Source organism: Pseudomonas viridiflava (assembly GCF_003702045.1).
Classification (GTDB): Bacteria; Pseudomonadota; Gammaproteobacteria; order Pseudomonadales; family Pseudomonadaceae; genus Aquipseudomonas; species Aquipseudomonas viridiflava_C.
In genome coordinates, this window is sequence record NZ_RBTP01000076.1 from 377,159 (window position 1) to 396,280 (window position 19,122).

Here is a 19,122-nt window from a genome sequence, read left to right on the forward strand (position 1 = left end):
GCACGCTCAATAATTAATTAACACCCACGCCCTTAGTTTAGGCATATGGCACCCAGAGGCGCATTATCCGAAACGCGTAAACATTTTCATTCGAGTGATCGGCACCTGATATTTAGCTGAATGACGGCAGCCGCGTAGGGCGCCATCGATCAACGCCAATCTATGCTTATTCCAAAAAGAACGTTTTAAATTTTTTTATGCACGCTTAGGGTATATACACCGGACCACCGGACATCGTGATGTTTTCAGCCGCAACGCTTGCGGCCTACCGCTACGAGGTTTCGATGGTCTCTTTCACAACCACCCCTGTGGATAACACCAGGGCGATCAAGGCTCCACAAGAGCCGGACGTCGCCCCTCATTTACTGCCGGCCAAGGTGCTGCACGACGACGCAGAAGCCATTGCAGCTGCCCATGAACTGGCAGCGCAGGCGCGTGTGCAGGCGGCTCGACGCGATCAGGAACGGGCGTTGCCCTGGACGCAGATCGAACACTTCACCCGCAGCGGGCTGGGCAGTATTTCCATCCCCCGTGCCTACGGTGGCCCGCAAGTCTCGTTCGTGACGATTGCCGAAGTGTTCCGGATCATCTCGACTGCAGATCCGGCGCTCGGCCAGATCCCGCAGAATCAGTTCGGCATCCTCCACTTGCTGCAAGGCACCGCCACAGAAGCGCAGAAGACGGCGCTGTTTCAGAGCGTGCTTGAAGGCTGGCGCATCGGCAACGCCGGGCCCGAACGCGGCACCAAAAACACTCTGGATCTAAAAGCACGAATCACCGCTGACGGTGATCGTTTCGTGATCAATGGCCAGAAGTTCTACTCCACCGGCGCGCTGTTTGCGCACTGGGTTGCAGTCAAAGCGCTGGATGATGAAGGCCGCCAGGTCATGGCCTTCGTCAAACGCGGCACTCCGGGCCTGCGCATCGTCGATGACTGGTCGGGCTTTGGCCAGCGCACCACGGCCAGCGGAACGGTGTTGCTGGACAACGTACCGGTCGAGGCCGAGCACGTGGTCGCCAACTGGCGCCTGTCGCTGACCCCCAACATTCAGGGCGCGGTGTCGCAATTGATTCAGGCCGCCATTGACGCGGGGATCGCTCGCGGGGCCATCGACGATGCCATTGCCTTCGTCCGGGATCGCGCTCGACCGTGGATCGACGCCAAGGTCGAACGCGCCAGCGACGACCTGTATGTGATCGCTGATATCGGCAAGCTGAAACTCGACCTGCACGCCGCCGAAGCGCTGTTGCGCAAGGCGGGCCAAGTGCTGGACGAGGTCAGTGCAACACCCATCGATGAACAGTCCGCCGCCCTGGCCTCCATCGCTGTGGCGCGGGCCAAAGTGCTGACCACCGAGATCTCGCTGCTGGCCAGTGAAAAGCTGTTTGAGCTGGCGGGCAGTCGCGCCACGCTCGCCGAATTCAATCTTGATCGTCACTGGCGCAACGCACGGGTTCACACCCTTCACGACCCGGTGCGCTGGAAATACCACGCCGTCGGCACCTGGCACCTGAACGGCACCCTGCCCGCCCGCCATTCCTGGATCTGAACCAGACCACTGGAGCACACTTTTCATGAGTTTCAATCCACAGGCGCGCGACCACGCAGCGCTGATCAGCAGTGACGCCCAGGCGCTGACCATTGCCCGCGAACTGGCTGACCTTTTCAAGACTGAAAGTGCGGTACGCGACCGCGAGCGCCGCTTGCCACACGCCGAACTGGAGCTGTTCAGTCAGTCCGGGCTCTGGGGCATCACCGTACCGAAAGCCTTCGGCGGCGCGGGTGTTTCATCGGTCACCCTGGCCAAGGTCATTGCGCTGATTTCCGAAGCCGATGGCTCGCTGGGACAGATTCCGCAAAACCATTTCTACGCCCTCGAAGTGCTGCGCGTGAACGGCAACCCGCAGCAGCAAGAGCGCTTGTACGCCGAAGCGCAGGCCGGTCAACGTTTCGGCAATGCGCTGGCCGAACTGGGCACCAAGACAGCCCACGACCGCACCACACGTCTTAAGCGCGAAGGCAGCGGTTACCGCATCAATGGACGTAAGTTCTACGCCACCGGCGCGCTGTATGCGCAGCGCATTCCCACCTCGGTCATTGACGACGACGGCATTCAGCAACTGGCGTTCATGCCGCATGACAGCGCGGGCCTGACGGTCATCGACGACTGGAGCGGTTTCGGCCAGCGCACCACCGGCAGCGGTTCGGTGGTGTTCAACAACGTGTACGTCGATCACCGCGACGTGGTGCCGTTCCAGAGCGCCTTCGAACGCCCCACTACGGTGGGCCCACTGGCGCAGATTCTTCACGCCGCCATCGACACCGGCATCGCTCGCGCCGCGTTCGAAGATGCGCTGACGTTCGTGCGCACCCGCACCCGACCGTGGATCGATTCAGGCATCGAAAAGGCCGTGGATGACCCGTTGACGCTGCACAGTTTCGGACGCTTGGGCATTCGCCTGCACGCCGCCGAAGCCTTGCTGGAGCGCGCCGGTGAGTATCTGGACCTCGCCCAGGCCGACAGCAACGCCGACACCGTGGCCGCCGCTTCCATCGCAGTGGCCGAGGCCCGCGCCATCAGCACCGAGATTTCCCTGGCGGCTGGCAGCACGCTGTTCGAACTGGCGGGCAGCCAGTCGACGCTCGCCGAACACAGTCTGGATCGTCACTGGCGCAACGCCCGCGTTCACACGCTGCACGATCCGGTGCGCTGGAAATTTCACGCCATTGGCAATTACTACCTCAACGACACCAACCCTCCGCTGCGAGGGACGATCTGATGGCGCGCAAGAAGATCCTGCTCAACGCTTTCAACATGAACTGCATCGGCCACATCAATCACGGTTTGTGGACGCACCCGCGTGATACGTCCACGCAGTTCAACCGCTTGGAATACTGGACCGATCTGGCTAGGCTGCTGGAGCGGGGCCTGTTCGACGGGCTGTTCATCGCCGACATTGTGGGCGTGTACGACGTTTACCGGAACTCGGTGGACGTCACCCTCAAGGAGGCAATCCAGCTGCCAGTCAACGACCCTCTGTTGCTGGTGTCAGCAATGGCCGGTGTCACAAAACATCTGGGTTTCGGCTTGACCGCCAACCTGACCTACGACGCGCCGTACCTGTTTGCCCGGCGCATGTCGACGCTCGATCACCTGAGCCGCGGCAGGGTTGGCTGGAACATTGTCACCGGCTATCTGGACAGCGCGGCCCGTGCGATGGGCTTGAGCGAGCAGGTGGAACACGACCGTCGCTACGACCAGGCCGACGAGTACCTGCAGGTGCTGTACAAGCTCTGGGAAGGCAGCTGGGAGGACGATGCGGTGATCAATGACCGCGAGCGGCGTGTCTACGCCCAGCCAGGCAAGGTCCATAAAATTCAGCATGAAGGCGAGTTCTATCAGGTGGAGGGTTATCACCTGTGCGAACCATCGCCACAACGCACGCCGGTGCTGTTTCAGGCGGGCAGTTCGGAGCGTGGCTTGCAGTTTGCCGGGCAAAACGCCGAGTGCGTATTCATCAGCGGGCAGAACAAGGCCTCGACCCGCGAGCAGGTAGACAAGGTCCGCGCCAGCGCCGTGCAGGCCGGACGCAACCCTGACGACATCAAGGTGTTCATGGGCCTGAACGTGATCGTTGCCGCGACCGAGGCCTTGGCGCAGGAAAAGCATGCCGAATACCGCCAGCATGCGAGCGCCGAAGCAGGCGTGGCGCACTTTGCCGCGTCCACCGGGATTGATTTTGCGCAGTACGAACTGGACGAGCCGATTCAGTACGTGAAGAACAATGCCATCCAGTCGGCAACCAAGAACCTCAAGAACAACGACTGGACGCGGCAGAAACTGCTTGATCAGCATGCGTTGGGCGGCCGCTACATCACGGTGATCGGCTCGCCTGAACAGGTCGCCGACGAGCTGGAATCGTGGATTGCGGAAACCGGCCTGGACGGCTTCAACCTGACCCGCATCGTCACCCCGGAAAGCTACGAGGACTTTATCGATCTGGTCATTCCGGAACTGCAACGCCGCGGGTCGTACAAGACCGCTTATGAAGAAGGCAGCCTGCGCAAAAAACTGTTTCCCCAAGGCACCGACCGCCTGCCGCCGCAGCATGCAGGCGCCGGGTATCGGCAACAAAGATGAACGATCGGTTCAAGCATGTCGCGCTCTTTGAGGACGCGCAGCCTCCAGAACGATCCACATCAATCAACTCGATAACCAGACACCACAACGGAATGCCCCATGACCAAAACCCTCGTAGCCCTGGCCTTCGGCCTGTTATCACTGACCGCTCATGCCGCCGACGCGCCGCTAAAGGTCGGCACAACCGCAGCCTTCGCCATTCCGCTTGAGGCGGCGGTGGAAGAAGCCGGCAAGCAGGGTCTGAAGGTCGAGCTGGTCGAGTTCACGGACTGGATCGCACCCAACGTGACCCTCGCGGCAGGTGACATCGACGTGAACTACTTTCAGCACATCCCGTTCCTGACCAACGCCAACGAGGCCGCCGGTTTCGGCCTGGTGCCCTACGCGCCGGGGATCATCAATAACGTCGGGCTGTACTCGAAAAAGTACAAAAGCTTCAATGAGCTCCCAAGCGGCGCCACTGTGGCCATCGCCAACGACCCGATCAACAGCGGGCGCGGTCTGCAACTGCTGGCCAAGGCCGGGCTGATCATCCTGAAGCAAGGCGTCGGCTACAAGGCGACCGAGGAAGACATCACCGCCAACCCGAAAAAGCTCAAGATCATTCAGGTCGAAGCCGTGCAACTGGTGCGCGCCTACGACGATGCCGATCTATTGCAGGGCTACCCGGCCTACATCCGCCTGGCCAAGACCTTCCCGGCCGACTCGGCGATCCTGTTCGACGGCATGGATCACCCTGAATACGTCATCCAGTTCGTGATCAAGCCCGAGCGCAAGGACGATCCGCGTCTGGCGAAATTCGTCGACATCTACCAGCACTCCCCCGTGGTCCGCGCCGCGCTGGACAAGGTCAATGGCAAGCTCTATCAGGTAGGGTGGAAAGAATGACGGCGACCGCGCTACAGCAACACCCCACCCAAACGCCTGCCGCCAAAGCCTCGGCTAAACAGACCGAGCTGCACCCGGACTTGAATAACGCCCACGTGCGCTTCATCAATCTGGGCAAAACCTACCAGGGCCGACAAGGCCCGGTGCAGGCGCTGGGCAACATCGACCTGGCTATCCAGCGCGGAGAGATTTTCGGCATCATCGGCCGCAGCGGTGCAGGCAAGTCCTCGCTGATCCGTACCATCAATCGGCTCGAGCAACCCAGCAGCGGCCGGGTACTGATCGATCAGGTGGACATCGGCGAGTTCAACGAAGACAAGCTGGTGGAACTGCGCCGCCGCATCGGCATGATCTTCCAGCACTTCAACCTGATGTCGGCCAAGACCGTGTGGCAGAACGTCGAACTGCCGCTCAAAGTGGCAGGCGTGCCCAAGGCGCAGCGCCAGCAGAAAGTGGCGCAGTTACTGGAACTGGTAGGTCTGCAGGACAAGCACAACGCCTATCCGGCGCAGTTGTCCGGAGGCCAGAAACAGCGAGTGGGTATTGCTCGCGCGCTGGTGCATGACCCGGCGATTCTGCTCTGCGACGAAGCCACTTCGGCGCTGGACCCGGAAACCACCCAATCTATCCTCAGCCTGCTGGGTGAGATCAATCAGCGCCTGGGCCTGACCATCGTCTTGATCACCCATGAGATGGCCGTAATTCGGGATATCTGCCATCGCGTGGTGGTGCTGGAACAGGGCCAGGTGGTCGAGCAAGGCCAGGTTTGGCAAGTATTTGGCGATCCTCAGCATGAAGTCAGTAAAACCCTGCTGGCACCGCTGCAGCTCGGCCTGCCGAAAGAATGGCTAGAGCGTCTGACCGCCGAACCGCAACAGCCCGATTCCGCTCTCTTGCTGGACGTGCAGTTCACCGGTATCAGCGCACAAGAGCCCGATCTGGCAGCACTGTTCGGCGCGCTGGGTGGCAAGGTGCAACTGCTGCAAGGCGGAGTCGAGCGTATTCAGAATCGGGCCATCGGGCACCTGATCCTTTCAGTCACTGCTTCGCCGTATGGCCAAGAAGAATTGCTGGCGCGAGCCCGCACACAGGCACCGCGCGTGGAGGTATTGGGTTATGTGGTTTGATCGCTTGCTGCAAGGGACCCTCGACACGCTCCTGATGGTCGGCGTGTCTTCGCTCATCGCATTGCTGCTGGGCATTCCGCTGGCGGTGATTCTGGTCACCAGCTCCAAGGGCGGGATTTATGAAGCGCCTGCGATCAATCGGGGGCTGGGCGCTTTCGTGAACCTGTTCCGCTCGATCCCGTTTCTGATCCTCATGGTCGCGCTCATTCCGTTCACGCGGCTGATCGTGGGTACCACCTACGGCGTATGGGCCGCCATCGTGCCGCTGACCATCGCCGCCACGCCGTTCTTTGCACGCATCGCCGAGGTCAGCCTGCGGGAAGTCGATCACGGCCTGATCGAAGCCGCACAGGCGATGGGCTGTCGGCGCTGGCACATCATCTGGCACGTGCTGCTGCCCGAGGCGCTGCCGGGAATTATCGGTGGTTTCACTATTACGCTGGTGACCATGATCAACTCGTCGGCGATGGCAGGTGCGATCGGTGCAGGCGGCCTGGGCGACATTGCCTACCGCTATGGCTACCAGCGTTTCGACACGCAAGTGATGCTGACGGTCATCGTATTGCTGGTGGCGGTGGTGGCATTCGTCCAGTTGGGCGGAGACCGATTGGCGCGCCGCTTCAACAAGCGCTGACGGTCCGGGGTATATTGGCGGCCTTCCCGGACCGGAACGCCTTTGATGAAACTCGATCCCCAGACCCTCGACCAGATCACCTCGACCACGCTGGACAACTACAACCGCGTCGCCGACGACTTTCGCGACGGCACGCGGGACCACGACGTGAGCCAGAACATCGACGCCTTGACCCGCCATATCGAAGGGCCGACCCCGTGGCAGATTCTGGACTTCGGCTGTGGGCCGGGACGCGATCTGAAAACCTTCACGGCAATGGGGCTCGTTGCGGTGGGGCTGGACGGCTCCGGGCGATTCGCTGAAATGGCCCGTGCCGAAACCGGTTGCGAAGTGTTGCAGCAGAACTTTCTTGAACTCGACCTACCGCCCGCCCGCTTCGATGGCGTCTTCGCCAACGCCGTGCTGTTCCACGTTCCGCGTCAGGAGCTGCCCCGCGTGCTGCGCCAGTTGCACGCCACGCTCAAGCCGGGCGGTGTGCTGTTCAGCTCCAACCCACGCGGGGAGAATCAGGAAGGCTGGCAAGGCGAGCGCTACGGCTCTTACCACGACCTGGAGTCATGGCGCGCCTTGCTGACCGAAGCCGGATTCGTCGAACTGGATCACTACTACCGCCCCGCCGGGCTGCCACGAGAGCAGCAGCCGTGGCTAGCAAGCGTGTGGCGCAGGGTGTAAGCCTGTACGCAATGTGACGCGGAGCGTGAGGCACGATCAAAGTCAGCCACTGATCGTTCCCATGCTCCTGCGTGGGAATGCCGCTCAGGACGCTCCGCGTCCGATCACACTGGCGGCGCGCAGCTCACTCAGTGCCCCGTCGCCAGCTCGCCGTCCTGATCATCCTTCTTTTCGTCAGCCTCACGGCGCTGCTTGTCCGTCGGCTCCTTGATCTTGTACCAGGCCACGTACAACGCGGGCAGGAACAGCAGCGTCAGCAGAGTGGCGATGATGATGCCACCGATCATCGCGTAGGCCATCGGCCCCCAGAACACTTCACGCGCAATCGGGATCATGCCCAGACTCGCTGCCGCCGCCGTCAGCAGGATCGGCCGACGGCGGTGCTCGGTGGCTTCCACCACCGCATCCCAAGCCAGATAACCGCTGCGCTCGTAGGCATCGATCTGGGTCACCAGAATCACCGAGTTGCGGATGATGATACCGATCAATGCCAGCACGCCAAGAATCGCCACGAAGCCCAGCGGCGTTCCTGTCGGGATCAACGCCAGCACCACGCCAATCAGGCCCAGTGGCGCGACACTGGCGACCAGAAACATCTTCTGCACGCTGTGCAGCTGAATCATCAGGAACGTTGCCATCAAGAACAGCATCAGCGGCACCACGCTCGCAATAGGGCCCTGCGCCTTGCTGCTTTCTTCGACGGTGCCGCCCGTGGCGACCTTGTAGCCTACCGGCAGACCCGAGGCGAATTTATCGATCTCAGGCTTCAACTGTTTGACCAGATCCGTCGGTTGAATCTCGTCGCGCACCGCACCTTTCACGGTGATGGTCGGCTTGCGATCACGACGCCACACCAGTGGCTGTTCAAGCTCATAACCCACCGTCGCGAAGGCCAGTAACGGGATGGACGCCCCGCTCGGCGTGACGATCTGCAGGTTCTGCAGGGTTTCCGGCGTACCACGCTCAGCGTCTTCAGCGCGACCGACCACGTTGATCAGGTAAATGTCGTCACGCACCTGCGTCACGGCGGAACCACTGACCACGCTGTTCATCAGGTTAGCGACGTCTTCGGACGACAACCCCAACTGCCGCGCCTTGTCCTGATTGATGTCGATGCGCAGGACCTTGCCCGGCTCGTTCCAGTCGTAGATCACCTCGCCCACATGCGAGTTCTTGTCCAGCAGCGTGGCCAGTTCGATGGCGTGCTGTCGCACTTTGTCGATGTCCTCGCCGCTGACGCGGTACTGGATCGGACGTCCCACCGGAGGTCCCATTTCCAGCGGCTGCACGTAGGAGCCGATGCCGACAAACTCGTCACGCAGACGCTTTTGCAGACGCGCCGTCAGCGCGCCACGCTCTTCAAGGCCCTTACTGACGATCACCAACTGAGCGTAGAACGGGTTTTCCAGTTGCTGGTCCAGCGGCAAATAGAAGCGCAACGCGCCTTGGCCGATATAAGTGCTCCAGCGTTCGATGTCCGGGTCATCCTTGAGGGTCGCTTCGAAGCGATCGACCACCCTGCGCGTCTCGTTGACCGAGGCGTTTTGCGGCAAGTTGAGGTCAACCAGAATCTCAGGCCGGTCGGAAGACGGGAAGAACTGACTCTGCACGAACTGCATCGAAAACAGCGATGCGGCAAACAGCGCCAGCGTGATGCCAATCGCCAGCCAGCGATGACGCATCGCCCAGATCATGCTGGCGTTGAACGCCCGACCGACGCGGCCCGGCTCTTCGGACTTGGGCTTGATGTTGCTGCTCAGAATGTGAACGCCGATCACCGGCGCGAACAAAACAGCGACCACCCACGACACCAGCATCGCCACTGCGATCACGGCAAACAGCGTGAAGGTGTACTCCCCCGCCGAACTGGCGTTCAGGCCAATCGGCACGAACCCGGCCACCGTGACCAGCGTACCGGTCAGCATCGGGAAGGCGGTCGAGGTATAAGCGTAGGTCGCCGCCTGCTCCTTGGTTTCGCCCATTTCCAGCCGCGTGACCATCATCTCGACGGTGATCATCGCGTCGTCCACCAAAAGCCCCAGCGCGATGATCAAGGCCCCAAGGGAAATGCGCTGCATGGTGATGCCGCTGTATTCCATGAACACAAACACCATCGCCAGTACCAAGGGGATGGAACACGCCACCACCAGCCCGGCGCGTACCCCAAGGCTGATAAAGCTGACCACCAACACGATGATCACGGCTTCGAACAAGGCGCTGGTAAACCCGCCTACCGCCTTGTCGACCACTTCGGCCTGATCCGACACTTTGTGCACGCCGATACCCACCGGCAACTCGGCGGTCGTGGCGTCCATACGCTCGTGCAGCGCCTTGCCGAACGCCTGGATATTGCCGCCCTTCTTCATCGCAATGGCCAGGCCGATGGCAGGCTTGCCGTTGTAGCGGAACAGGGGCTTGGGCGGATCGGTATAGCCGCGGGTAATCTCGGCGATATCGCTCAAGCGATAGAAGCGATCATTGAGACGCAGGTTGACGGCGGCCAAGTCTTTCTCGGACGCGAACTGCCCCGAAGTGCGCACGGAAATCCGTTCAGGCCCGGCTTCAATCACGCCAGCAGGCGTCACGGCGTTCTGCGATTGCAGGCTCTGCACGACCTGCCGCTGATCGAGCCCGAGAGCCGCCAGTTTGCGGGTCGAGAAATTCAGGTAGATGACTTCGTCCTGCTGACCGACCATCTCGACCTTGCCGAGCCCTTCCACCGAGCGGATGTCGACGCGGACCTTCTCGACGTAATCGCGCAGCTGCCGCATCGAAAACCCGTCCGCCGTGAACGCGTAGATCGACCCGTACACGTCGCCAAACTCATCGTTGAATGCCGGACCTTGAATCCCTTGGGGAAACTGCCCACGAATGTCATCAATCTTCTTGCGCACCTGATACCAGATTTCCGGTATCGCCTTGGCATCGGTGGTGTCGCGCAGGAAGACCATCACTGTCGATTCGCCGGGACGCGTGTAGCTTTTCACGTAGTCCAGCGAGTCCAGCTCTTCGAGTTTTTTCTCGATGCGGTCAGTGACCTGTTCCAGCGTTTCGTCCACCGTCGCGCCGGGCCAGCGAGTCTGTATGACCATCGTCTTGATGGTGAAGGAAGGGTCTTCTTCACGCCCCAGCTTCATGTAGGAAAACACGCCCATCAGCAGCGCGACGAACATCAGATACCACACAAACGACTGATGTTTGATGGCCCACTCTGACAGATTGAAATTCCCTTTCATCGCGGGCTTTCCTCATCGACTTTGACTTTCTGCCCCGGCTTGAGGCTGTTGATGCCCGCGCTGACCACTTTCTCGCCCGCGTTCACGCCGCCAGCCAGCAGAAAACTGCTGGCGTCCTGGCTCACGACATTGACCACACGGGGGTTGACGGTCTGATTCTGCGGGTCGATGACCCAGATCTGACGCTTGCCATCGACCTCCTGCAACGCGTTGAGCGGCAGGCGCATGCGTGGCGCAATAGCCGAACTGAGGGTCACGCTGATCGCGGTGCCCAAACGCAACGCAGGTGGCGTTTGGGTCAGCGAAAAACGCGCCCGGCGAGTACGCGTCGAGCGGTCGGGTTGAGGTTCGATTTCACGCAGCGTGGCGGTGGTGTTCACTTCCGGGTCCAACTGACTGGCCACGGTGTACACCACATCGGCAGGCAATTCGTCAGCCAGTTGGGCCGGCAGATCGATCACCGCTTCCTTGACATCGGGACGCGCCAGCGTGACCACCTCCTGACCGGCCGTGACGACCTGCCCGGCTTCGACCTTCCACTCAGTGACCACCGCGTCGTGATCGCTGCGCAGTTCGCTGTAACTCAACTGATCGCGGGCCTGCTGCTCGGCGGCTTTTGCCTGATCCAGCGATGACTGAGCGGTTTTCAGGTTGGTCAGCGCAACGTCCAGCTGCGCTTGCGCGCCGACGCCACGGTCGAACAGCTCCTGTTGTCGACGGGCATTGGCCTGGGCATTGATCCACTGCGCCTGAACATTGGCCAAATCCCCCTGACGCCCGCGCACGTTGTTCTGCTGATCGGTCGGATCGAGCGTGGCGAGCAAGTCCCCCTTCTTCACCTCACTGCCCACGTCCACATGACGACGAGCAATACGGCCGGGCACTCGAAAGCCCAGCACGCTTTGATAACGCGCCTCGATATTGCCGGCAAAACGCCCGAAACCCTGTACCGACTCAGGCTGCGCCTCGACGAACACCACCGGCCGTACCGGCTCGGGAGGTGCCTCATCCTTGCCACAGCCTGCCAGCAGCAAGGCACTCAATACAGCCCACGACAAACGCTTCATGGTTGCACCTGGGCATTTTGCGGTTTGGGTTGGTCGGCGATTTCCACCTGCATGTCGGGGTGCAACAACTGCCCGCCCGCGATCACCACGTTTTCGCCCGTCTTCAAACCGTCGCTGATAATCACGTGAGAGGTCAGGTAGCGCGCAACGGTGACCCGACGCAGGTTGGCTTTGCCCTGCTCGTCCACGACCCACACAGCGGGCTTGCCCAGATGTTCGCCAAGGTCCTTGGTCAAGGCTGACCACGGCAACTCGACACTGGCATTGGCCGGCTTGCTCAACGCGACGCTGACCACCGAACCCAGGTCCATGCCTTCAGGCAAAGGCTCCAGTGCAATCTTGACTTGAAGCGTACCGGTTTGCGCCGACACCGCTGGCGTCACTTCACGCACTTTGCCGAGCACCTTGATGGCCGGGTTATCGAGCAGCGTCACTTGCACCGGCTGGTCGCTGGCGGGCTGGACGAACAGCGATTCGTAAACGTTGAACACCGCATCGCGCTCGCCATCACGGGCCAGACTGAAAATCGGCACCGTGGCTTGCACCACTTGCCCGACTTCCGCCTGACGCGCAGTGATGACGCCCGAGGCATCGGCGACCAATGCGGTGTAACTCAGTTGTTCGCGGGCATTGGCCAGTTGTGCCTGCGCGGCTTTCAGGGAGCTTTCGCTGCCACGCAAGGCCGCTTGGGCCGAGTCGTATTCGCTCTGGCTGGTGTAACCCTTGGGCAACAGTTTCTGTTGCCGCACGAACGCGGCGCGGGTCTGGTTGACGCGAGCCTGCTCCGCAGCGACCGAGGCCTGCGCCGAGTCGACGTTGATCTGCAGATCCTTGGGATCGAGCCGCGCCAGCACTTGCTTTGCCGTCACGCGGTCACCCACGTCCACGCTGCGCTGAATGATCTTGCCGTTGACCCGAAACGAGAGCTGCGTCTGCACCCGTGCCTGGATATCGCCCGTGAGTGCCACACTGGCGGCGAACTCGGCCGTTTTCACCGGCTGCACATAGACGCGAGGCAACTCGGGCGCTGCCGGTTTTTCCTCGCCACAGCCCGTCAGCATTGCCACGGTAGCGACAAGGCCGAGGGTAAACAGTCTTGAAAGACGAGCAGGCATGCAGACTCCTTTTGCGGATGCCGGGTGCAAGCGTGAGATTGCGGGAGAACAGCGTGAACATGCGACTGTGCGCAGGCGGGAGGGTTCCTTGCGGGAGCAGGATCAGAGGCGTTTGTGGATGCCCCTGGAGACAGTCTCTGCGAAGTCACTGTCCGCTGGCGGTATGCATCGAATGGATAAAGTCCTCAGAGCGCAGTTTCGCGGATATCCAGCGCGGGTAAACGAACGTTCTGATTCAGGCTCCTGACGCTGCTGCGGCGAACCAGCACAGGCACTGACTTCATCGCTCGTTTCGCCAGCTCGGAACGAGCAAGCGTCCAGCCACGCAGGCTTAACGTCGGAACGGCCAATGCCAGGGCGACGACTGTCAGCGGACGGGCCACGGCCGAATCGGGATCTGCTTTTCTGACAGCAAATGCAGCAGCCCACGCACTGCCGGCCGCCACCGCCCCCACGGCTACAGCCGCTGAAAGCTTTTCAGCGGTATTGGCAGGTCTTGTCTGCATAGCGCCCTGTGCCGCAGAACCGGGGAGGCCAGGTTTAACCTTCACGCCTTTGACTACGGCCTTTAGCGCCGGGCGGGCTGTCACCAGACCAATGCCAGCCGTCAGCAGACCCACACCGATGTAGGCTGCTGTCAGGACATCGTCGAGGATATCGTGCCCGCTTGGATCAGACCGATTGACCGGATCTCCCTCGCAATAGGCATAGGCGTTCAACCCGCCCTTTCCAAACGGACTGAGACTGTCCGGGCTGTTGAAGCGCATTAGCACCGGGCTGTAAGCGCGGTAGCCGTTGCCCAGCAGGTAATGCCCCGTGACCGGATCGGGGTGTTCGCCGTTGAAGCCGGGCAGGTGGTCTTTCGCTACGTTATGACCATAAGGGGTATAGGCCATCACGTCTCGCTGCGAAAGGCGCGACGCATTGAGCACGCTGTGCCGATGATCGGTGGCAGTCAGTAACGTGCTGGATGACTGGTCGCTCAGGGTCTGGCAGGCCAGTGATGAACGGCCATGCTGAAAAAAGCGGCGCAGCTCGGCGCCCTGAAGTTCATTGACCAAAACGTCACTCTGATAGAGCGCCTGCGTGATGAGTCCGGCCAGCGGTGTTCGGGAGGCAATCCGGTCAAGTGGATCGTAGCGGTAGCGACAGAGAACGGTGTTCCAGGCCATTTGAGGTCTCCCATCGGGGTGAGCGAGATTCTGCTCGCTTGCACCTGCGACCTTGCACGGCTAACGCTTGGACCTGCTACTCGCAGAACTGACAGGTTGACCGGCGTGCTTAATGACAGGCTACGTCTTCAAGCGAGCGATCGAGCCGGGTTCTGGCGATATCGATCAAATGGACCACGGAGAACGCCAGGTCGCGTTTCGCGCCGTTGAGAGCATCGCCGGATTCATACGCAGCTGCAGAGGCGCAGCGCAGGATGCCGCTGACCTGTATCAGGGTTTCTTAGAGGGGGGGTGGAGTGGAGGTGGAGCTGGGGTTGAGTTGATCATTGCTTATTCCTTTAGCTAACGAAGCCACCGATTACCCGCTGCTAAACGAACAAGGGTGGCGGCTTTGACGCGGGTTAGCAGACCGGCAGGAACAAGCGCATGTTGACCGGCGCACCCGAAGGTGCCCCACGCAAAGCCGCCATAACGCGACACTCGCGACACTTGTTATCCATAGACAGGCTGCTAAACCCGACCGCTGAAACTCAGCGACCGACGCAGCCTAGTGTCCAGAATCCATGCGCACAAGGGCTGCGGATTTTCTAGGAAAGTTCGTACTTGCGAAAGGGAAAGACCTGAAAGAATGGTCCTTCAAAAGCAGATTTTCGTTAGCTCAGGTTACTGACCGTTAGGCACAAGTCCGACATATGCACAAAGCGAGGCCAAAACGAAAAGTGTCTGACTGAAGGCTTACCGTGGGAGTGAGCTTGCTCACGAATGCTAGGGTTCAGACGCCCCATCTTCAAGGCTGCACTGCCCTCTTCGCGAGCAAGCTCGCTCCCACGGAACTCGGAAAGGCTTGTGTATAAACAAGGTGACACGGTGCGTCACCAGGCACGTTTCTCAACTCCCCGCACCACCCTGCGCTTGCTCGAAGAAGTAGTCTTTCCAGCTCGCGGCCTTGTTCTTCAACACACCCAGCTCATGCAGCTTTTCTGCGTAGATGAAGGTGCGCTGCGGGGTGATGGTGAAGTCGATTTCAGGGTCAGAGACGATCTTCTCTACCAGTGAAAGAGGCAGCTTCGACTGTTCGACGCGGATGTACGTCTGCGCCGCGGCGGGCTTGTCGGCCTTGATGATCTTCTCGGCCTCGGCCAACGCGTCGTAAAACGCCTTGTACGTTTTGGGGTTCTCGTCGTGGAATTTCTCGGTGGTGTAGAGCACGTTGAACGTAGCCTGACCGCCCAACACGTCGTAAGAGCTGAGCACCTTGTGCACGTTCGGATTTTCCAGCGCCTGATACTGGAATGGCGGACTGGAGAAGTGCGAGTTAATTTCCGACCCGCCGGCAATCAGCGCAGCCGTCGCATCCGGGTGCGCGAGGCTGACGGAGATATTGTCGAATTTCTTGTAGTTGTCGTCACCGAAGATTTTCGCAGTCTCGATCTGCAAGGTGCGCGACTGGAAGCCCACGCCTGCCGCAGGCACGGCGATACGGTCCTTGTCGGTGAAGTCCTTGATCGTCTTCACATTAGGGTTGTTGGTCAGCAGGTAGTTAGGCATTGAACCCAGCGAGGCGATGGCCTTGACGTTCTGCTTGCCCTTGGTGCGGTCCCAGACCGTCAGCATCGGCGGCACGCCAGCTGACACTACGTCCAGCGCGCCCGCCAGCAGCGCCTCGTTCATGGCGGTAGCGCCGGAAATGCTGTTCCAGTCGACCTTGATGTCCAGGCCCTGCTCTTTGCCGTGCTTTTCGATCAGTTTCTGATCACGCACCACGTCGAGAATCAGGTAACCGATGCCGAATTGTTGCGCGATGCTGATCTTGCCTTCAGCCTGCGCGCCGCTGCCGAGCAGGGCGCCGAACAGTCCGATTGTGGCTGCCAGTGCAGTCAGCGCCGGACGTTTGAAAGGGGTTGCCATGAAGTGCTCACCTTAGTCGTTCGAATAGTCGTTATGGGGGTTGATTCAGCGCTGCATGCCCCAGCGCTTGACGGTCAGGCGCTCGATGTTGGCGAACAGCAGGTTCTCCACCAGCAGGCCGATCAGGATCACCGCCGCCAGCCCTGCAAACACCTTGTCGGTGTACAACTCGTTGCGGTTCTGGAAGATGTACCAGCCCAGCCCGCCTTTGCCGGAAGACGCGCCGAACACCAGCTCGGCAGCGATCAGCGTGCGCCAGGCGAACGCCCAACCGATTTTCAGGCCCGCGAGAATCGACGGCAGCGCGGCCGGAATGAGGATGTGCCAAACGAAGCGCAGACCTTTGAGGCCGTAGTTGCGACCGGCCATGCGCTGGGTTTCGGAAACACCGAGAAAGCCTGCGTAGGTGTTGAGCGCCAGCGCCCACAGCACCGAATGCACCAGCACGAAAATCAGGCTGTTCTGCCCCAGCCCGAACCACAGCAACGCCAGTGGCAACAATGCGATGGCAGGCAGCGGGTTGAACATCGCGGTCAGGGTGCCGAGCAGGTCACGCCCCAGTTGGGTGGACACCGCCAGCGTGGTCAGGCCGAACGCCAGAACGATGCCTATCAGGTAGCCCTGGATCAACACGGTCAGGGAAATCCAGACCTTGCCCGGCAGTTCACCGCTGATAATGCCGTCGTAAAAAGCAGCGGCGGTCTGCAGAAAACTCGGCAGCAACAGGTCGTTGTTTTGAAGACGCGCGGCGAGTTCCCAAATCACGGCCAATGCGATCATGATCACGGTTTTTCGCACCCAACCCAGTTGCCAGATGCGCTGGGCGAACGGTAGGTCGCGGGCCAGGTCTTCCTGGGTGAAAGGCTGTAGCGTGACTTCGTATTCTTCGCGAGCGGGAGGTGCGAGGCTCATGGTGTTCGGTTCCCTGATGGTGTGTAGAGCGCGGTATTGATCGTGCCCACGCTCCGCGTCACCGCCTTGGGCGCAGAGCTACGCAAGGGTCAGCACGTCAGTAAGCGATCCGGATGTCCTGAAAATGCAGTTCTTCATCAACCTGCCCCGCTTCGCCCTCGTCGAACAGCAACCGGTGAATACGTTGCGCGGTCTGCTGGAAACCGACGCCGCCCAGGCTTTTCAGGTCGTATTGATGACTGTTGATCTCGGCACGCACGCGCCCCGGGTGCGGTGACAGCAGCAGAATGCGATTGCCTACCACCAGCGCTTCTTCGATTGAGTGGGTGACGAACAGCAGGGTGAAGCGCACTTCGTCCCACAGCTCCAGCAGCTCTTCCTGCATCTTGCGACGCGTCAGCGCATCGAGCGCGGCGAAGGGTTCGTCCATCAACAGAATTTTTGGCTGCATCGCCAGCGCCCGGGCGATGGCCACACGCGCTTTCATGCCGCCGGACAAGGTGTGCGGATAAGCATCGGCAAAAGCACTGAGTCCGACCTTCTCCAGGTAATGACGCGCACGTTCCAGCGCCTCGGGACGCTTCAGAGTGCGCGAGGCCAACAGCGGAAACATGACGTTCTCGATCACGGTTTTCCACGGCGGCAACTGGTCGAACTCCTGAAACACCACGATGCGGTCCGGGCCAGGCTCGCGCACGTGATTGCCTGCCAGCCGGATCTCGCCTTCGCTGGGCTGAATGAAACCCGCCACCGCTTTGAGCAGCGTGGATTTGCCACAACCGGACGGGCCAAGCAGCACGAAACGGTCTGCCGGGTCGACCTCGAAACTGACCTGATGCGTCGCCCGCACCACTCGTTCGGGCGTGCGGTATTCGAGGCTGACGCCACGAACCTGCAACAAGGCTTCAGGGGTGTGCTGAGCAGCCTGCTGCGATGGGGTGTTCTGGCTGGCCGTGTGGCCTTGCAGAGCGGCATTCATGAACGGTTCTCCATCAGAACGGCGCTGAGCCTTGAATGGTCGTGCGATGCAATTTGCGTCGCAGGTGCGCCGGGCAGCCTGCCGCAAGGTGGATCAGCGAGCGGTTGTCCCAGAACACCATGTCGTTGGGCTGCCACTGATGGCGATAGATGTGCTCGGGGCGAACACTGTGGGCGTAGATTTCGCTGAGAATGTGGCGGCTCTCGTCTTCCGGCAGACCCAGAATGCGCGTGGTGAAACCTTCGCTGACGAACAACGCCTTGCGCCCGTTCTCAGGGTGAGTGCGCACAACGGGGTGGCTCACTTCGACGACCTGCGCCAACTGCTCGGGGGTCAGGGTCGGGCGCCAGTTGACGGCGTTATGACCCTCGGAATACCTCGCGGTATAGCTATGGACGGCAGAGCGACCTTCAACTGCCTCGCGCAGATGCTGCGGCAGTGTGTCCCAGGCTTGATGCAGGTTGGCGAACAGGGTATCGCCGCCCTCGCTGGGCAATTCCTGCGCGTACAACATCGAGCCCAGACTCGGCAGCTCTTTGTACGACAGGTCCGAGTGCCAGTACTTGCCCGCATCGCCCAGGCCGACCGGCTGACCGTTCTCGACAATGTTGGAGACGATCAGGATTTCCGGGTGGTTGGCCAACAGGAACTGCTTGAGCACGTGAATCTGCAGCACGCCGAAACGGCGGCTGAAATCGATCTGTTGCTGCGGCGTGATGTGCTGATCGCGAAACACGATGACGTGGTAGTCGAGATGCGCCTGATGAACGCGCGCAAAGTCGGCATCGTTCAGGGGTTTTGACAGGTCCAGCCCAACGATTTCAGCGCCCACCTTTTCGGCGAATGGGCGCACGTCGAACGATTGCGAGGCAGCGAGTGCGGGCGATGAAGCGAGGGAGGCTGCTGACATGAGAACTCCGACTCCAGAATGTGGCTGAGAAGGAGAACTGTATAGCTATAAGAAATGTAATTTAAATACCGTTAGGGAATATGCATAGCGCGGAATGGGATAGCGGTTTTTTACTCGCTGCCGGGCGCAAGTCTCACTCGCCATGCACAGCTCTTTGTGGGAGGCGGCCTGCCGGCGATGCGTTCAGACACGTGTCAGTGACTGACCCGACGCTATCGCCAGCAAGCCGCCTCCCACCGTCCAGCACTTGCTGCGAAGCGCACACAAATGTGTCACGAACGATACATCCAGCTGTAAGAACGGCTTGATAGCGTCAGCGCCTTCTTTTAACTGCGTGCAGGACAGCAATATGCCGAGCGT

The 19,122-nt window shown here is 60.6% G+C and carries 15 protein-coding genes and 1 pseudogene; 7 read left to right on the top strand and 9 right to left on the bottom strand.

Annotated elements, in window-relative coordinates; translation table 11 throughout:
- Positions 1–377: 377 nt before the first annotated feature.
- The 7 genes from ALP40_RS24575 (at position 378) to ALP40_RS24605 (ending at position 7,463) form a co-directional block, all read left to right on the top strand.
- Positions 378–1,550, top strand: a complete 1,173-nt coding sequence (locus tag ALP40_RS24575) for an SfnB family sulfur acquisition oxidoreductase (protein ID WP_409077540.1) — start codon at positions 378–380, stop codon at positions 1,548–1,550.
- Positions 1,551–1,575: 25 nt separating this feature from the next.
- Positions 1,576–2,781, top strand: coding sequence for an SfnB family sulfur acquisition oxidoreductase (locus ALP40_RS24580; RefSeq protein ID WP_122210719.1), 1,206 nt, complete (start codon positions 1,576–1,578; stop codon positions 2,779–2,781).
- Complete coding sequence (locus ALP40_RS24585; protein WP_122210720.1) at positions 2,781–4,142, top strand: LLM class flavin-dependent oxidoreductase; 1,362 nt, start codon at positions 2,781–2,783, stop codon at positions 4,140–4,142. Before ALP40_RS24580 ends, ALP40_RS24585 begins: the two co-directional genes overlap by 1 nt.
- Positions 4,143–4,241: 99 nt before the next feature.
- Complete coding sequence (locus tag ALP40_RS24590) at positions 4,242–5,030, top strand: MetQ/NlpA family ABC transporter substrate-binding protein (RefSeq protein WP_122210721.1); 789 nt, start codon at positions 4,242–4,244, stop codon at positions 5,028–5,030.
- On the top strand, positions 5,027–6,157 hold the full coding sequence (locus ALP40_RS24595) for a methionine ABC transporter ATP-binding protein (RefSeq protein ID WP_122210722.1): 1,131 nt from the start codon (positions 5,027–5,029) through the stop codon (positions 6,155–6,157). Before ALP40_RS24590 ends, ALP40_RS24595 begins: the two co-directional genes overlap by 4 nt.
- Positions 6,147–6,791, top strand: a complete 645-nt coding sequence (locus ALP40_RS24600; RefSeq protein WP_122210723.1) for a methionine ABC transporter permease — start codon at positions 6,147–6,149, stop codon at positions 6,789–6,791. The genes ALP40_RS24595 and ALP40_RS24600 overlap by 11 nt, the downstream gene beginning before the upstream one ends.
- A gap of 45 nt (positions 6,792–6,836) precedes the next feature.
- Positions 6,837–7,463, top strand: a complete 627-nt coding sequence (locus tag ALP40_RS24605) for a bifunctional 2-polyprenyl-6-hydroxyphenol methylase/3-demethylubiquinol 3-O-methyltransferase UbiG (protein ID WP_122210724.1) — start codon at positions 6,837–6,839, stop codon at positions 7,461–7,463.
- A gap of 128 nt (positions 7,464–7,591) precedes the next feature.
- Here ALP40_RS24605 and ALP40_RS24610 read toward each other — a convergent pair whose 3' ends face one another.
- From ALP40_RS24610 to ALP40_RS24650, 9 genes and pseudogenes are all read right to left on the bottom strand, one after another.
- The gene (locus ALP40_RS24610) at positions 7,592–10,699 is read right to left on the bottom strand and encodes an efflux RND transporter permease subunit (protein WP_122210725.1); all 3,108 of its coding nucleotides are present in this window, start codon (positions 10,697–10,699) and stop codon (positions 7,592–7,594) included.
- On the bottom strand, positions 10,696–11,766 hold the full coding sequence (locus tag ALP40_RS24615; protein WP_122210726.1) for an efflux RND transporter periplasmic adaptor subunit: 1,071 nt from the start codon (positions 11,764–11,766) through the stop codon (positions 10,696–10,698). Before ALP40_RS24615 ends, ALP40_RS24610 begins: the two co-directional genes overlap by 4 nt.
- On the bottom strand, positions 11,763–12,881 hold the full coding sequence (locus ALP40_RS24620; RefSeq protein ID WP_122210727.1) for an efflux RND transporter periplasmic adaptor subunit: 1,119 nt from the start codon (positions 12,879–12,881) through the stop codon (positions 11,763–11,765). The genes ALP40_RS24615 and ALP40_RS24620 overlap by 4 nt, the downstream gene beginning before the upstream one ends.
- 185 nt (positions 12,882–13,066) lie before the next feature.
- On the bottom strand, positions 13,067–14,053 hold the full coding sequence (locus ALP40_RS24625; RefSeq protein WP_122210728.1) for an RHS repeat-associated core domain-containing protein: 987 nt from the start codon (positions 14,051–14,053) through the stop codon (positions 13,067–13,069).
- Positions 14,054–14,162: 109 nt separating this feature from the next.
- Positions 14,163–14,380 (bottom strand): annotated as a pseudogene (locus ALP40_RS25915) (DUF6124 family protein).
- 561 nt (positions 14,381–14,941) lie between these two features.
- Positions 14,942–15,961: an ABC transporter substrate-binding protein gene (locus tag ALP40_RS24635; RefSeq protein ID WP_122210729.1), complete on the bottom strand. Its 1,020-nt coding sequence runs from the start codon at positions 15,959–15,961 to the stop codon at positions 14,942–14,944.
- A gap of 45 nt (positions 15,962–16,006) precedes the next feature.
- Positions 16,007–16,873, bottom strand: a complete 867-nt coding sequence (locus ALP40_RS24640; RefSeq protein ID WP_122210730.1) for an ABC transporter permease — start codon at positions 16,871–16,873, stop codon at positions 16,007–16,009.
- Between the two features lie 97 nt (positions 16,874–16,970).
- Positions 16,971–17,852, bottom strand: a complete 882-nt coding sequence (locus ALP40_RS24645; protein ID WP_122210731.1) for an ABC transporter ATP-binding protein — start codon at positions 17,850–17,852, stop codon at positions 16,971–16,973.
- Positions 17,853–17,865: 13 nt separating this feature from the next.
- Positions 17,866–18,762 carry a TauD/TfdA family dioxygenase gene (locus tag ALP40_RS24650; protein WP_122210732.1) on the bottom strand — a complete coding sequence of 299 codons (897 nt, stop codon included), beginning with the start codon at positions 18,760–18,762 and terminating at the stop codon, positions 17,866–17,868.
- Positions 18,763–19,122 lie beyond the last annotated feature (360 nt).

What these genes read in the sequence shown, in the direction of transcription:
- ALP40_RS24635 (WP_122210729.1), bottom strand. Translation starts at nt 15,961, where the DNA reads ATGGCAACCCCTTTCAAACGTCCGGCGCTGACTGCACTGGCAGCCACA.
- ALP40_RS24625 (WP_122210728.1), bottom strand. Translation starts at nt 14,053, where the DNA reads ATGGCCTGGAACACCGTTCTCTGTCGCTACCGCTACGATCCACTTGAC.
- ALP40_RS24640 (WP_122210730.1), bottom strand. Translation starts at nt 16,873, where the DNA reads ATGAGCCTCGCACCTCCCGCTCGCGAAGAATACGAAGTCACGCTACAG.
- ALP40_RS24610 (WP_122210725.1), bottom strand. Translation starts at nt 10,699, where the DNA reads ATGAAAGGGAATTTCAATCTGTCAGAGTGGGCCATCAAACATCAGTCG.
- ALP40_RS24615 (WP_122210726.1), bottom strand. Translation starts at nt 11,766, where the DNA reads ATGAAGCGTTTGTCGTGGGCTGTATTGAGTGCCTTGCTGCTGGCAGGC.
- ALP40_RS24645 (WP_122210731.1), bottom strand. Translation starts at nt 17,852, where the DNA reads ATGAATGCCGCTCTGCAAGGCCACACGGCCAGCCAGAACACCCCATCG.
- ALP40_RS24605 (WP_122210724.1), top strand. Translation starts at nt 6,837, where the DNA reads ATGAAACTCGATCCCCAGACCCTCGACCAGATCACCTCGACCACGCTG.
- ALP40_RS24595 (WP_122210722.1), top strand. Translation starts at nt 5,027, where the DNA reads ATGACGGCGACCGCGCTACAGCAACACCCCACCCAAACGCCTGCCGCC.
- ALP40_RS24620 (WP_122210727.1), bottom strand. Translation starts at nt 12,881, where the DNA reads ATGCCTGCTCGTCTTTCAAGACTGTTTACCCTCGGCCTTGTCGCTACC.
- ALP40_RS24600 (WP_122210723.1), top strand. Translation starts at nt 6,147, where the DNA reads ATGTGGTTTGATCGCTTGCTGCAAGGGACCCTCGACACGCTCCTGATG.
- ALP40_RS24585 (WP_122210720.1), top strand. Translation starts at nt 2,781, where the DNA reads ATGGCGCGCAAGAAGATCCTGCTCAACGCTTTCAACATGAACTGCATC.
- ALP40_RS24650 (WP_122210732.1), bottom strand. Translation starts at nt 18,762, where the DNA reads ATGTCAGCAGCCTCCCTCGCTTCATCGCCCGCACTCGCTGCCTCGCAA.
- ALP40_RS24590 (WP_122210721.1), top strand. Translation starts at nt 4,242, where the DNA reads ATGACCAAAACCCTCGTAGCCCTGGCCTTCGGCCTGTTATCACTGACC.
- ALP40_RS24580 (WP_122210719.1), top strand. Translation starts at nt 1,576, where the DNA reads ATGAGTTTCAATCCACAGGCGCGCGACCACGCAGCGCTGATCAGCAGT.